The organism is Ruegeria sp. HKCCD4315 (assembly GCF_013112245.1).
Taxonomy (GTDB): domain Bacteria; phylum Pseudomonadota; class Alphaproteobacteria; order Rhodobacterales; family Rhodobacteraceae; genus Ruegeria.
Map to the genome: position 1 here is coordinate 733,276 of NZ_WVRN01000001.1, position 15,194 is coordinate 748,469.

The window sequence follows — 15,194 nt, forward strand, 5'->3', positions numbered from 1 at the left end:
GGAGAGGTTCGGATGAAATCTCAGTATCGCGTTGTGGTCATCGGGGGCGGAGTTGTCGGCGCCTCGGTTCTGTATCACCTTGCCAAGTTCGGCTGGTCCGATGTTGTTATGCTCGAACGGCGGCGATTGGCGTCCGGGTCTTCTTGGCACGCGGCGGGTGGCATCCATGCACTGAACGCTGACCCGAACATGGCGACATTGCAGGCCTATACCATCGACCTTCTCAGCGAGATCGAAAAGGAGTCGGGCCAGAATATCGGTCTGCACATGACAGGTGGTTTGACCCTTGCCGGAACGCCTGAACGGTGGGAGTGGTTGCAGGCCAATTACCGTATTTTCCAGTCCATCGGCATCGATGATTGTGAATTGCTGACCCCGCAAGAGGCACAGAAACGCTGCCCGATCATGTCGACGGATGGCGTTATCGGGGCCATGTGGGCGGATCGTGAAGGGTATATCGACACAACCGGCACCGTGCAGGCTTATGCAACAGCAGCCAAGAAACGTGGCGCTGAGTATTACGAGGAAACCAAGGTCGAAGAACTGATCCAGACCGATGATGGCTGGCAGGTTGTGACCGACAAAGGCACGATCACTTGCGAACACGTTGTGAACGCTGCGGGTCTTTGGGCCAAGCAGGTCGGGCGCATGGCTGGTGTCGAGCTGCCGGTGTCGCCGCTTAAGCACCACTATCTGATCACCGACACGGTGCCAGAAGTTGCTTCCGCCGATTTTGAGATGCCGATGACCGTGGATCTTGAAGGGTTCACCTATATGCGGCAGGACCAGAAAGGTGTTCTGGTCGGCATTTACGAGGTCGATCACGAGCACTGGGCCATGGATGGCGCGCCCTGGAACTACGGTGAAGAATTGTTCCAGGAACAGCTCGACCGGATCGAGAACGAATTGACCCTGGGCTTTGAGCGTTACCCCTCAATCCAAAATGTTGGCATCAAGACATGGGTGAATGGGGCCTTTACGTTCTCACCTGATGGTAATCCTTTGGTCGGGCCTGTCCCCGGCAAGCGTGGCTATTGGTCGGCTTGCGCTGTGATGGCGGGCTTCCTTCAAGGGGGTGGCGTTGGCAAGACGCTGGCCGAATGGATGATCCATGGTGAGCCCGAGGCCGACGCCTGGTCCATGGATGTGGCCCGTTATGGCGATTATGCACAGAACAAACGCTATATCCGCGAAACCACTGGGCAATTCTATTCCCGTCGTTTTGTGATGACCTATCCGAACGAACAGCTGCCCGCAGGCCGTCCACTCAAGATGGCCCCGGCACATGACGCAATGACAGAAGCAGGCTGCAAATGGGGCGTCAGTTGGGATCTGGAAGTGCCGCTGTATTTCGCAGAGAAAGGGTTCGAAGAAACGCCGACGCTCAAAAGGTCCAACGCACATGACATCGTGGCTGAAGAGTGCAAGGCCATCCGCGAAGGTGTGGGCCTGATGGATATTTCGGGCTTCTCGCGGTTTGAAGTCACCGGCCCGAATGCCCAAGCGTGGCTCGACAGGGTGATGGCCTCGAAACTGCCTGCCCCGGGGCGCGCGAAACTGGCCCCAATGCTGGGTGAGGACGGGCGGCTCAAGGGTGACCTGACCGTGTTGAACTGGGGCGACGGTACCTGGTGGATCATGGGCAGCTATTATCTGCGCGCCTGGCACATGCGCTGGTTCGACGATCACATGATTGAAGGTGTCGAGCTGCGTGATCTAGGTGAGGAATATTGCGGCTTTGCCGTGGTTGGGCCGAAATCGCAGGCCGTGGTCGAGAAGCTGGCGGAACAGGACATCTCTGGCCTCAAGTTCATGGGCTGCGGCGATTTTGACATCGGCCTTGTTCGGGCTCGCGTGGCGCGTATGTCGGTGACCGGCGAAAAAGGGTACGAGATCAACTGCCGCTATGGTGACCACATCAAGCTGCGCCGTATCTTGTTGGAGGCCGGTGCCGAAGAAGGCATTCGCGAGGTTGGTTTCAACGCCATGGGGTCGACCCGGTTGGAAAAGAGCTTTGGCATTTGGTCAGCGGAGTTCACGCAAGCCTATACACCCGGCATGACCGGCATGGATCGCTGGATCGATTGGGAAAAAGAGTTTGTCGGTAAAGAGGCCGCGCTGGCCGAACGTGATGGCAATGGTCCGGCACAGGTGCAGGCGACGCTGGAAATCGATGCGGTTGATGCGGATGCCAGCGGGTACGAGCCGATCTGGGCCAATGGTGAACGCGTTGGTTTTGTGACCTCGGGTGGCTATGGGCATTACACCGGCAAATCGCTGGCAATGGCGCTGATCGACCGCGACAAAGCTGAACCGGGCACGGAATTGTCCGTCCACGTTGTTGGCGTGGAACGGTCGGCACGCGTGGTTGCGCCGTCGCCTTATGACCCGCAAGGCAAAGCGATGCGAGGCTGATCATGAGCGCTCAGGACCGAGGACGCAGGCGGCGCGGACGGGGGGCTGAGGCCGCCCCGCCACCCAGCCGCGACGTGAACTATCGCCAGCTCAAGAACCCTTTCCCGCAAATGGAGGTGTTTCCGGCGGAGCAAATTGCGGACATGCATGAAACCGCGTTGCGTACGTTGGAAGAATTGGGCGTAAAGGTACTGCTGCCCGAGGCGCGCAAGCTTTTCAAACAAGGTGGCGCGCGCGTAGACGAAGACAGTGAAATGGTCTTCATTGGGCGCGAAATGATCGAGGCCGCGGTGGCCTCGGCCCCCAATTCTATTGATTGCCGAGCCGGCGCGCGGCGGAGGGACTTCACGCTTGAACTGGGTTCGCTGGTGTTTCAACCAGGCGCGGGCGCGCCGAACGCAACCGATCTTGAACGCGGTCGTCGCCCCGCGACAGGGCAGGATTATCTGGAGTTTCTGAAGCTTACGCATCATTTCGATGTGTTCCAGATGATTTCGCCTCAGGTCGAGCCGCAGGACGTTCCAACCCATTTGCGCCACTATTTTACGACACAGGCACAGATGGAACTAACGGACAAGTTCCCGTTCTTTTTCTCGCGTGGCACGCCGCAGGTGATGGATTGCTTTGAGATGCTGTCCACAGCCCGTGGCCTTGCGGATGATGAATTCCGGGGCAATGCGCATTGCTACACAATCATCAACACCAACAGCCCGCGCACGTTGGACATTCCGATGGCGCAAGGTCTGATCGACTTTGCACGTCATGGTCAGATGTCGATCATCACACCGTTTACCCTGATGGGGGCGATGGCACCGATTACGGTGGCGGGGGCGATCACTTTGTCCCATGCCGAGGCGCTTGCAGCTTTGACCCTGACGCAGTTGGCCAAGCCCGGTGCTCCGGTCTGTTATGGAACGTTCACAAGCAATGTAGACATGAAATCCGGTGCGCCTGCATTCGGTACTCCGTCACATTTCCAAGCGTCCCTGGCGGCGGGGCAACTGGCGCGGCATCTTGGGCTGCCCTGGCGGTCTGCTGCAGGATCAGCGTCAAACATCAACGATGTGCAGGCCGCGAACGAGAACCAGTTTGGTTTGTGGGGGTGCTTGATGGCCGGGGCGACCGTGATCATCCACTCTGCTGGCTGGCTGGAAGGTGGTCTGACCGTATCTTTCGAAAAACTGGTCTGCGATGCTGAGGTCCTGAACATGGTGGCCGAACTTTGCGCGGGCGCGCAAGCGGGCGCGGTCGAGATCGGATTTGATACTGCCTTGCGTGAAGTAGAACCCAGCGGTCACTTCTTTGCCTCAAGCCAGACCATGGAACGCTATAACACCGAGTTCTATCAACCGCATCTGCACGATTATGCAAACTTTGGCACCTGGACCGAGCGAGGTGCAGTAGATGCCAACCATCGGGCGGCTGGCGTTTGGAAGGGCATTCTGAATGACTTCAAAGCTCCAACAGTTGATGGTGACAAATTGGGTGCCTTGCACGATTTCATCAATCGCCGAACCGCCGAAGGCGGTGCACCGCCGGAGAGTTGAATGAATTCCAAACCCATCCTGCATCGCGACGACCCCGAAGCCGAACCTCTGGTCGGCAACATCAAGGTCACGCGTGACGACTGGCTGAACGTGGCGATGGATGTGCTGATTTCGGACGGCGTGGACCAGATCAAGGTTCTGAACCTGGCCGAGCGGATGGCTGTATCGCGATCATCTTTCTATTGGTATTTCAAGTCCCGGCAGGAGTTGTTGGATGCACTCCTGGCCCGTTGGCAGGCGACCAACACCGCAGCATTGGTCGCACAAGCCGAAGCCTCGGCCGAGACGATCACGGCAGCCGTTTGCAATGTGCATCGATGTGTGGTGAATACAGAACTGTTCGATACTGCGCTGGACTTTGCCGTTCGTGACTGGGCGCGCAAATCCGGCAAGGTGCGGCGGGCGCTGGACCAATCCGATGCACGGAGGCTTGAGGCGCTGCACGCTATGTTTGCCCGCTATGGCTATTCCGACATCGAATCTGAGACGCGCGCACGCGTGTTGTATTACATGCAGATTGGTTACGATCTGGCGCAGTTGAACGAACCCATAGAGACGCGAGTTTCTATGGTTCCGCATTACCTCTATGCCTTCACGGGCGTTAAGCCGAAACCTGAAGAAGTCGAAGAATTCAGCGTGTATTCAATGCGCTATTGGAAAGGAGAACTGACATGAGTCAACCAGACGCTATCATTATCGGCACCGGGGTGATCGGCGCAGCAATCGCGTTCGAGATGTCCAAAGCAGGTTGGAAAACGTTGTCACTGGACCGTAACACTCAGGTCGGTCACGGATCTACCGCAGGGTCCTGCGCCATTATCCGGATGCACTACTCGACCTTCGACGGGACCGCATTTGCGTGGGAAGGCTACCATTATTGGCGGGACTGGGCCGACTACTTGGATCTGCCCGAAGATGCCAATCTGGCCCAGTTCCGTGAAACGGGATGTCTGGTCATGAAGACCGACGCAAACGGCATGTTGGAAAAGCACATGCGCAATTCGTCGGATTTGGACTGCCCCTTTGAGGAATGGTCGGCTGAGAAAGTCGTCGAGCGTCTGCCGGTTTATTCGTTGGATAGCTTTGCCCCGGCGCGTCGTATGGATGATCCGGAATTCGGCCAGTCCAACGGGCGGAAGATGACCGGGGGTGTGTATTGGCCGCAAGCGGGATACGTCACCGACCCGGCCTTGTCTGCGCAGAACCTGATGGATGCCGCGAAACAGCATGGGGCCGAAGTGCGCACTGGAGCTGAAGTCACCGAAATACTGACCGAGGGCGGGCGCGTTTCCGGTGTCAAACTGGCGTCGGGCGAGGAAATCCACGCCAAGGTCGTGGTCAACGTAGCGGGGCCGGGTTCGGCGATCATCAACGAGATGGCCGGTGTTCTGAACGACATGACCATCAAAACCCGTCCCTTGCGGCAAGAGGTGGTACATGTTCCGGCACCAGAAGGGTTCGACTTTGAAAATGACGGAACCATCGTCTCGGACAGCGACATTGCCTGTTATTGTCGCCCGGAACATGGAAACCATATCCTTGTCGGATCAGAAGACCCGGAATGTGATCCGCATCAGTGGTGCGAGGACGATGTGAACTATAACCATGAGTTCACTGACCAATGGACTACGCAGGCGATGCGCTATGCGCAACGCGTCCCCAGTCTTGGCATCCCATCGAAAACGCGGGGAGTTGTTGACCTGTATGATGCGTCCACCGACTGGATTCCGATCTATGACAAATCCAGTCTTCCGGGGTTCTACATGGCGTGCGGTTCCAGCGGGAACCAGTATAAGAACGCGCCGATTGCGGGTAAGATGATGACGGCTCTGATCTCGTATTGTGAAGGTGGTGCCGACCACGACGCAGAGCCGCTGCAGTTCGAGCTGCCCTATATCAAGCGGAACATTGATGTGGGCTTCTATTCCCGCAAACGCCCGATCAACGAAGAAAGCAGTTTCTCGGTGCTGGGCTAGTCGCGGGCCACAAATGCTCTACGTCATGCGGGGCTGGCAACGAAGGTGGCCCCGCTATGACCGACAAACAGACCAAAGTTTTGATCCTGGGAAGTGCCCCTTCTGCGTTAGAGGCACGGGCTTGGTCTCGCAAGCCTTTCACGCATGTCGTCGCAATCAATAACGCTTGGCGCATTCGCAAGGATTGGGACTTCCTGATCCATCCCGAAGACTTTCCAATTGAAAGACGCCCAACGGATATCGGCCCCACTCAACGCATCGTCACGGCGGAGGATTACGTCCCACGACAGAATGAATATGGTGGATTCGTTTATGCAGGTGGAACCATGGCCTTTACCGCTGGGTATTGGGCGTTGTCGGCTTTGAACCCGGCTGTAATGGCATTCTTTGGATGTGATATGGTGTATTCGGGTTCAGGACAGACCCATTTCTACGGAACCGGAGCCGCAGACCCGCTGCGAGATGATGTGACACTGCGTTCGCTTGAAGCCAAATCCGCACGCCTTGGGCTGTTCGCCGCTGCACAAGGGTGCAGAACTGTAAGGCTGTCCAGTGGGCCTAGCCGTTTGGTATTCCCCTCAACCGGTCTATCGAACCTTTCTGCGTTGCCCCTTGTCGATACAATCGGAATGCGTGCAGCTCAGCAGGCCGAGCAAGACTTGGGTTATTCTGTCGAGTCGGGCCGGTATTGGGAGGTTGAACACAAGTTCGACCCGGTAAAGATCGATGCGCTGGACAGAATGTGGTTGCAGGCCTATCGGGCGGGCGCGTTAGAAAACGCGGCGTAGTCTGACTCAGGTCGCCGCGAAAGTTACCCAGGCCCAGACCATCGCCACATATGTCAGGTTGTGCATCAATTGATCCAACCCGGCTGCGCGCCAAAATGCGGCTTGGGAAGGTTCCAGGCGATTCTTGTCGGAATAACTGGCTTTAACGAAATCGATATTGAAGTGGATGATCCATTCCAGCGCGGCGACGATTAAAATGAAGGTCAGGGGCGCACCAAACACAGCAAACACAATGACAGAGCCCGCGACATGCACAGCAGCATGTTGCGCGCGTCCCAAGTGAAAATACTCACCACGTCCAGCAAGCATCTTCGGTGTCTGGAGGTAAAAGTCAGCGAACATATGCTTTACAAGCAGCAAGCAAAGCATAAGGAACACTGCGCCAAAACTGGCAGTCAAAAGAACCCTCCCGATATCGTCCTGCTGACCACTCTAGGCAATTAGATGGGCATACGTAAATGAACTAGTTCACATAAGCTTAAGAATTCGCGTAATCGGGAAAAAAATTGCTAATTGTGTCTGGATGGCAGTAGAGTCATGCTGTTGAATTTGCGTGGATAACATCTGAACCGCGTCGTCGGTCAGCAGCAGGGGCAGGTTCCATAGAACGCACGATTTTCCGCTTTATCTGGAAGTACTCCAAACGCGACCAGCTGATCTTGCTGGCCGTGACAGCAACCTTGTTCCCGCTGCTGTACCTGACGCTGGAACTGCCAAAGCGCATTATCAACGACGCGATTGGTGCACCCAACCCGGAAGTGACCATCTTGGGCTATACGATGTCGCAGACGAATTTTCTGGTCATTCTGTGCTTTGCGTTTTTAGCGGCCGTGTTGGGGCATGGCCTGATGAAAATGCGCATCAACACCATGAAAGGTGTGCTGAGCGAGCGGATGCTGCGACGCTTTCGCTATCAGTTGATCAGCCGCGCATTGCGCTTTCCGCAACCCTATTTCGAGCGAGTCAGCCAGGGTGAGATGGTGTCGATGATCACCGCTGAAAGCGAGCCGATGGGCGGGTTGATGGGGGACGCGATCAGCCAGCCTGTTTTGCAGGCCGGTCAGATGATCACGATCCTGACCTTTCTGTTTTTGCAGAGTTTTTGGTTTGGTTTGGCCGCTGTGGCGTTGATCCCGGTGCAAGCGTGGCTGATCCCTAAGCTGCAACGCCAGATCAACCTGCTGAACAAAAAGCGTATTCAGGAAGTGCGGGTGCTTGCGGCCCAAATCGGTGAAAACGCTGCAGGGGCGTCGACGCTTCGCACAAATGGCGGCTGGCGGTATCGCCGTGCGATGATCTCCGACCAATTGGGGCGGTTGTTCGGCATCCGGTTCGAGATCTACCAGAAGAAGTTTTTTATGAAATTCATAAACAACTTCATCTCTCAACTGACGCCATTCATGTTCTACCTGATCGGTGGTCTGCTGGTGCTGCAAGGCTCGGTTTCGTTGGGAGCGCTGGTTGCAGCGCTTGCAGCCTACAAGGACCTGAGCTCACCTTGGAAAGAGCTTTTGACTTACTACAACCAGACGCAGGATATGTCTTTGCGTTGGGACGTGGTGATTGACCGCTTTGCGCCAGGTGGGATGCAGGACGAAGCCCTGTTTGAGGGCGAAGCTGACGCACGCCCTCATCTGAACGGCGACATAGTGCTGGATCATGTTTCGGTTCGGGACATGGACGGCAATCAGGTGTTGGACGATCTGAACCTCAGCTTTCCCGGCGGGAAGACAGTCGGCATTTCGGCACCCAGCGAAGAAGACAGACGGGCGATTGCGGAACTGTTGACGCGTGAAATCTTGCCAACTGGCGGCAAGGTTCGGATTGGCGAGGTCAATCTGGCCGAATTGCATCAAGGCGTCGTAGCCGCACGTATCGGGTATGCCACCTCACGCCCCGTCATGTTTCAGGGCACACTGGGTGACAATGTGATGATGCCGATGCGGTTCCGTCCTTTGGCAAATAGTACAGATGATCCCGATTTCGCAGAAACCTTGCGGGCGGGGAACAGTTCCGATCCGTTCAAGGCGGATTGGCTTGATCCGTCTTTGGCCGGACTTCAGGACGCGGCAGCTCTGCGCGATTGGTGGTTGCAACTGATCGACGGCATGGGCTCGGGCGCGGCCCTGTTTCAACGCGGTGCTGAACAAACCTTCAACGCAGCCGAGCATTGTGAACTGGCTCAGAAACTGGTCCAGCTGCGACCGACTGTGCGTCAGGCTGTTCAGGATGCGGGGCTTGAACAACAAGCGTTGATTTTTGATCGTAACCTGTACAACCCGGCCCTGCCTGTGGCCGAGAACCTGCTGTTTGCCACGCCCTGTGTGCCGGTGAACCACGCCTTACTGGTGGAACAGAAGGTCTTTCTGGGCCAATTGCGAGAGTTGGGCCTGGATGAAACACTGATCGCATTGACCCGCGACGTGATCGAGATGTTGCGCCAGATCTTTGGCCTTGACGGAACGGATCACCCATTGTTCCGCAAGCTTGGGTTGGATGCACAGACTTATGAAGCCGCCGTGGATTTGGTGGAACACACGCGCAAGGAAGGCTCGGCGGGGCTGGATGATGAACAGCTGGCCAATATGCTGGCGGTACCGTTTGTAATTTCGGCCGAACAGATCGGGCCTGCGTTCACTGATGAACTGAAGAACCGTATCCTCGAACTGCGGCACAGCCACTCTGAGAAGCTGATGGAGCGTTTGAAGGATGTCTTTGTTCCTTTGGACCCCGAAGTTTACGCGCCGGGGCTGACAGTCATGGAAAATGCGCTGTTCGGAAAAGTCAGTCAGATTGGCGGTGCCCGTTCCGATGAGGCGCGTAAGCTGATTGTTGATGTGCTGGCCGAAAACGGTGCGCGGCCATTGGTGACGGAACTGATTTATGACGTGCCGGTGGCCTTGGGTGGTCAGAACCTGCCCGCAGTGTTTGCCGAGCCATTGGCGTTTACCCGGGCCACGATCAAAAAACCGGACATCCTGATCCTGGAAAGCGCTTTGGCCAGCTATGACATGAAAACGCAGGTGGCCGTCTACAAGAAACTCCGAGAGTTGCTGCCTGAAACAACTGTCATCTACCTGAACGATCAGTTCGAAAATCCCGATGTATTCGACATGTACGTGGAAATCCGGCAAGGTCGTGTGGTCTCGGACGGAGGACCGGTCGACGTGGAGGAAGACAGCGCAGCATCAGCAGACCTGGCGCGAAAATTGCGAGCCTTGGAACAGACCCCCTTGTTTTCGGGTCTGGACCGGCGGCAGTTGCGTCTGCTGGCCTTTGGTGCACGCTGGTTCGAAGCCGAGCCGGGGCAGGTGGTATTCCTGAAAGACGATCAACCAACCGATGGCGCCTATGTTGTGCTTGAAGGTGAGGCCGGTCTGTACCTGCCACAGGACCAAGGACCGGATCAGCTGATTACCACAGTAGGGCCGGGTGCTTTGGTCGGAGAGCTGGGATTGATCCGCAAAGAGCCGCGCGCGTTGAGCATGGTGGCAGAAACTCAGCTTTCCTGCCTGCGCATCGGTGAAGAGGAATTCCTTGCCGTTGTCGAGAACGACGCTGCAACCGCCTTCAAGCTGCTTCAGGTGATCGCAGGCTACGTCTCCAGTTAAGCGATCAGCTGTCTTCTGCGCAGAACAGTTTGTAGAGCAGACCAATCACCTGTTCCGTGTTCCCATCCCGCAAGGAATAGTAGATCGCCTTGCCTTCCCGGCGGGTCGAAACAAGCCCTTCTTCGCGCAGGCGGGCCAACATCTGGCTGACAGCGGCCTGTCGCAACTCAAGCAAATTCTCAAGTTCACCCACGGATTTTTCACCGTCACCAAGGTGGCACAAGATCATCAACCGCCCTTCATGGGCCAATGTTTTAAGGTACGCAGCCGCGCGGGCAGCATTGTCTTTCATATCCGGCAGAGTGTCTGTGCTGCGCGCCTGAGGATCGGTTTGTTTGAGTGCCACGTTTTGACCGTTGTTCCGATTATTATCGGAACAATATGCCTCAAACACGCTGGTGTTGTCACCCCTCGGTTGCCGGTGCGCCGCCTTGAAAAGCGTTGCCATTGACGTAATCACAGGGCTCTTCCTGCATTTGCAGATGTAGGTCGCGGCCCTCATAAGGATGCGCGCGGGCCAGGGCTTCGTCGACATCGATACCTAGGCCCGGCGCTTTTGACGCGGTTACGAACCCGTCCTCGACCCGAATAGACCCTTTGATCAGTTGGTCATGGAACGGTGTTTCGATGCTTTCCAGCAACAGCAAATTAGGGATCGACGCGGCCAGATGGACATTGGCGGCCCATTCCACCGGCCCTGCATAGAGATGCGGTGCCATCTGTGCGTTAAAGACCTCAGCCATTGCGGCAACTTTCTTCATCTCCCAGATCCCGCCCGCGCGTCCCAACGCCGGTTGCAGGATTTCCGCGGCCCCGGCGCGCAAAACGGCGCCGAATTCGGCCTTGGTTGTCATGCGTTCGCCGGTGGCGACGGGGATACGGACATTGCGGGCGACGCGGGCCATGTCTTCGATCATGTCTGGCGGCGTGGGTTCTTCGAACCAAAGCGGTTGATAAGGCTCCAACGCTTGCCCCAGCCGGATGGCCCCGGCGGTATTGAATTGACCATGTGTGCCGAACAGCAAATCGGCCTTGTCGCCCACCGCTTCGCGGATTGCCTTGCAGAAGGCAACTGACATGGAAATGTCGCTCATGGCGGGCATGTGGCCGCCCCGGATCGTGTAGGGGCCTGCGGGGTCGAATTTGACGGCAGTATAACCACGCCGCACCATTTCAGCCGCCGTTTCGCCAGCTTGCTCAGCAGATGTCCAGAAATCAGTCAGATTATGCTGGGGCAGGGGGTAAAGATACGTATAGGCCCTGATCTGGTTGTTCATCTTTCCGCCCAGCAAAGCATATACCGGGCGGTCGCGATCCTTGCCCAGAATGTCCCAGCAGGCGATCTCCAACCCTGAAAACGCGCCCATCACGGTCAGGTCCGGTCGCTGGGTGAAGCCGCTGGAATAGGCGCGGCGGAACATCAGTTCGATGTTTTCTGGGTTTTCACCCTGCATGTGCCGCTCGAACACGTCCTGAATGACATGGCGCATCGCCTCTGGTCCGACAGAGGAGGCATAGCATTCGCCCCAGCCGGTGATACCGGTGTCTGTCGTCACCTTGACCAGTATCCAATAGCGCCCACCCCAGCCCGGCGCAGGCGGGGCGGTTACGATAATGTCGAGATCCTGCAGTTTCATCCCAAATCCTTTCGGTGGGTCAGGTCCTGTTGAACAGGATCACGTTGCGCTTGGCCGATCCGGTTTTGGTGTCAGCAATAGCCTCGTTGATCTGATCAAGGGACCAGCGGCCCGAGATCAACTCATCCAGCTTCAGCCGCCCTTGTTGATAAAGGTCCACCATCCACGGAATGTCCCGCTGAATCACCACATCTCCCATCTTCGACCCAACAACGCCCTGGCCCAGGGCTGCCAGAACAACGGGCTCATAACTGGCCATGTCACCCGAATGCGGCATCCCGATCATGATCGCCTTGCCGCCAAGGCCAAGATAGCGCGGCGCCTGATCATAAGCAGGGATCGCGCCAACCGTGATCAGAACCGCATCCGCACCACGCCCGCCTAACGCCTTGTAAGCGGCTTTCCAGGGCTGGTCCAAACTGGCCAACACGCCGTGGGTTGCGCCGAATTCCTTGGCGATCTCAAGCTTTTCTTCGGTCATATCCACGGCCACGATCCGCCGCGCGCCTGCAATCCGCGCGCCTTGAACGGCGTTCAGGCCAACGCCGCCCGCACCAATGACCACAACGTCTTGACCAGGCCGTAGACCAGCGGCATTGACCGCAGCACCGACTCCGGTGATCACGCCGCATGAAAGCAGGCTGGCCAGATCCTTGGGCAGGGTTTCTGGAATTTTGACGATCTGGCGGTGGCTCACCACAACTTTTTCAGCAAAGGCTCCGCACGCCATGGCCTGTTCGAGTGGACCTCCATCACCGGTCTTCAACGGACCTTTGACCGTATCGTATGGTGTTTCGCAGATTGTTGGTTTTCCGCCCGCACAGCTGGGGCACGTTCCACAGGCACGGATCAGTGTTACAACCACAGGGTCGCCAACTTTGAACCCCCCTGCAGCATCGCCAACAGCGCTGATCACGCCTGCGGCCTCGTGACCGTATACTGCGGGCAGGAATCCGCCCCACGCGCCTTCGGCGTAGGATATATCCGAATGGCAGATGGCCACGGCGTCCAGTGTTACCTCGACCTCGCCCGTGCCGGGGGCTGCGAGTTGAACCTCTTCGATCACCAAAGGTTCGCCAAATGCCCGGCAGACTGCGGCTTTGATTGTTTGCATGTTTTCTCTCTCTCCCGTTGCGTTCACGGTGGCCCGGGAAACGGCAACTCGCAAGGCAGAAACCGCCATTTGCATGTCGTTGTTACGCCACGACAGGGCTGGATCTGCGGAACAAAAGGAAGCCCGCCAGCATGAGCGCAAGTGCCAGCAGGAAGGGAGCGCCGGGCAGGTAGAGCGGCGTGTCGGGCCGAATGAACTGCGCAAAAATCGATGTCATCAGCAAAGGTGAGATCACCATCGACAACGCGTGTAGTGCGGTCAGAACGCCTTGCAATTCGCCTTGCTGCGAATCTGGCGTGGCCTTGGACATCATGGCCTGAAGAGCAGGTGTGATGACCGCCCCGATGGCCGTTATTGGAATGAGAAGCAGCGCGATGAGGCCGTTGGTGAGGAAGGCCAGAAATGCGAAGCTGATGATCTCAAAACCCATTCCATAGATGATTGTACCCCTCTCGCCCAGAAACCGGATAGCAGGTCGGATCAAACCACCCTGCACAATGGCCATGCCTATACCGTAGACACCCAGGGATAGGCCAATCATCTGTGGGGACCATCCGAATCGCTCGGTCGTGAAATAAGACCAGATAGCGGGGTAGACGTAGATGGACACTGAATACAGGAAATACACCCAAAGCAGCGGCCGGATACCGGGCAAAGATGCGATGGCGTTCAGCGAATTGAGAGGATTTGCGCGTTTCAGGCTAAAGGCGCGGCGGTTCTTGTCGGTCACGGTCTCGGGCATCACGAAATAGCCGATGCAAAAGGTCAGTGCGGCCAACCCGGCGGCAGCCCAGAACGGTGCGCGCGTGCCATATTCACTGAGCAATCCACCGATGACAGGACCAAGGACGAAGCCCATGCCAAAGGCGGCGCCCAGCAGGCCAAAGTTTGCAACCTTATCCTTGGGCTCGGACACATCCGCCATAAACGCCGCAGCGGTGGCGTGGGTGGCTGCGGTTATGCCGCCGACGATCCGGCCGATCAGCAACAACCAAATGCTGCCCGCAACAGCCATGACAACATAATCCAGCGCCATTACAAATAGGGACACCAACAGGACGGTTCTGCGTCCGTACGCGTCTGACAGGTTTCCAAGTATGGGCCCAAAGATAAACTGCATCGCGGCGAAGGCGGTGCTTAGGACACCGCCCCAGATCGCTGCATTGGCAAGCGAGCCGCCCTGAACCTCGACGATCAGCTCCGGCATGATCGGCATCACCAGACCGATGCCCATGGCGTCGATCATGACGATGCAGAGGATAAAGAAAAACGGCAGACGCATAGGACCCGGCAAGTGATCAGTTCAACGCACCCTAAGCACAGATGGTAACCGAGAAAAGCGAGAGTTGATTGCGGGTCGAACTGCCGTTGCGACAGGTCAGGGCAGTTTGTCTGCCAGTTCTGACAGGATTTGCGCAAGCTCGCGCGGATGCGAGAAGAACGGGGAATGCGAACTGTCGATGGTGCGGCGCATATCTTCGGGGATAAGGGCGCTCATCTCGGCCTGGTATTCGGTTGGTACCGTGTGATCGTCCGTGGTGCGGATATACGCCTTGGGCACATTGTCGAAATTCGCACCCGTTGGAAGGGGCGTTTCTTGTGGTCGAATGGCCTGGGGGCACAGGCGCGCGTAGGCATAAGGCAGGATGTTGTCGGGGCATTCATGGTAGAATAGCTGGGGAATAGCCTCGGCAGACACAGTGTATGACAGCCCAACCGGGGATTTCTCAACCGCGTGTGCAATAGTCTGCCTTGGGCCAAGCCTGCGCATCTCGGCCATGGAAAGACCGTCTTTGGGCACATAGGCGCACAGATAGATCAGCGCGCGCATTGCATCAGGTTGCGCCTCGGCGGCGGCGCTGATCGGGTAGCCGCCCCAAGAATGGCCAACGATGATTGTATCTGATGTGCTGGCATGCAGCACGGCGTCGCGGCAACTGTCCAGCGTGACCTCGGCTACGGGCGTGGGGTCAGCACCATGGCTGGGCATGTCGATTGCTTTGGCAGAATGCCCCAGAGCTTCAAGCGCGGGGATCAGGTCGCGCCAGCACCATGCGCCGTGGCAAGAGCCGTGGACCAACAGGAAAGACGCCATTGCCGTTCTCC

The 15,194-nt window shown here is 57.2% G+C and carries 12 protein-coding genes; 6 read left to right on the forward strand and 6 right to left on the reverse strand.

Annotated elements, in window-relative coordinates; genetic code table 11:
• Positions 1-12: 12 nt before the first annotated feature.
• From GS646_RS03670 to GS646_RS03690, 5 genes are read left to right on the forward strand one after another with little or no spacing between them, the layout of a single operon-like run.
• Positions 13-2,415, forward strand: a complete 2,403-nt coding sequence (locus GS646_RS03670; RefSeq protein WP_171187067.1) for an FAD-dependent oxidoreductase — start codon at positions 13-15, stop codon at positions 2,413-2,415.
• A 2-nt stretch (positions 2,416-2,417) separates the two neighbouring features.
• The gene (locus tag GS646_RS03675) at positions 2,418-3,962 is read left to right on the forward strand and encodes a trimethylamine methyltransferase family protein (RefSeq protein WP_171647590.1); all 1,545 of its coding nucleotides are present in this window, start codon (positions 2,418-2,420) and stop codon (positions 3,960-3,962) included.
• Positions 3,963-4,637 (forward strand): TetR/AcrR family transcriptional regulator, encoded by a 675-nt coding sequence (locus GS646_RS03680; RefSeq protein ID WP_171187063.1) that lies wholly within the window; start codon positions 3,963-3,965, stop codon positions 4,635-4,637.
• Positions 4,634-5,938, forward strand: coding sequence for an FAD-binding oxidoreductase (locus tag GS646_RS03685; RefSeq protein ID WP_171647588.1), 1,305 nt, complete (start codon positions 4,634-4,636; stop codon positions 5,936-5,938). The genes GS646_RS03680 and GS646_RS03685 overlap by 4 nt, the downstream gene beginning before the upstream one ends.
• 56 nt (positions 5,939-5,994) lie before the next feature.
• Positions 5,995-6,726, forward strand: a complete 732-nt coding sequence (locus GS646_RS03690) for a hypothetical protein (RefSeq protein ID WP_171187060.1) — start codon at positions 5,995-5,997, stop codon at positions 6,724-6,726.
• Between the two features lie 6 nt (positions 6,727-6,732).
• Here the strand turns inward: GS646_RS03690 and GS646_RS03695 are convergent, their stop codons facing one another.
• Positions 6,733-7,095 carry a DUF3307 domain-containing protein gene (locus tag GS646_RS03695; protein WP_171094491.1) on the reverse strand — a complete coding sequence of 121 codons (363 nt, stop codon included), beginning with the start codon at positions 7,093-7,095 and terminating at the stop codon, positions 6,733-6,735.
• A gap of 245 nt (positions 7,096-7,340) precedes the next feature.
• On the opposite strand from GS646_RS03695, the gene GS646_RS03700 reads away from it, so the two are divergent.
• Entirely contained in the window at positions 7,341-10,337 is a 2,997-nt protein-coding gene (locus GS646_RS03700; protein ID WP_171187151.1) for a cyclic nucleotide-binding domain-containing protein, read from the forward strand.
• Between the two features lie 4 nt (positions 10,338-10,341).
• Here the strand turns inward: GS646_RS03700 and GS646_RS03705 are convergent, their stop codons facing one another.
• The 5 genes from GS646_RS03705 to GS646_RS03725 form a co-directional block, all read right to left on the reverse strand.
• The gene (locus tag GS646_RS03705; RefSeq protein ID WP_171187149.1) at positions 10,342-10,629 is read right to left on the reverse strand and encodes a helix-turn-helix transcriptional regulator; all 288 of its coding nucleotides are present in this window, start codon (positions 10,627-10,629) and stop codon (positions 10,342-10,344) included.
• A 112-nt stretch (positions 10,630-10,741) separates the two neighbouring features.
• The gene (locus GS646_RS03710; RefSeq protein ID WP_171647586.1) at positions 10,742-11,974 is read right to left on the reverse strand and encodes a mandelate racemase/muconate lactonizing enzyme family protein; all 1,233 of its coding nucleotides are present in this window, start codon (positions 11,972-11,974) and stop codon (positions 10,742-10,744) included.
• Between the two features lie 19 nt (positions 11,975-11,993).
• A complete protein-coding gene (locus GS646_RS03715) occupies positions 11,994-13,088 on the reverse strand; it encodes a Zn-dependent alcohol dehydrogenase (protein WP_171187056.1) in 1,095 nt (364 codons plus the stop codon).
• Positions 13,089-13,170: 82 nt separating this feature from the next.
• Positions 13,171-14,370: a TCR/Tet family MFS transporter gene (locus tag GS646_RS03720; protein ID WP_171187054.1), complete on the reverse strand. Its 1,200-nt coding sequence runs from the start codon at positions 14,368-14,370 to the stop codon at positions 13,171-13,173.
• A 96-nt stretch (positions 14,371-14,466) separates the two neighbouring features.
• Positions 14,467-15,183 (reverse strand): alpha/beta fold hydrolase, encoded by a 717-nt coding sequence (locus GS646_RS03725; RefSeq protein ID WP_171647585.1) that lies wholly within the window; start codon positions 15,181-15,183, stop codon positions 14,467-14,469.
• Between the last annotated feature and the right edge of the window lie 11 nt (positions 15,184-15,194).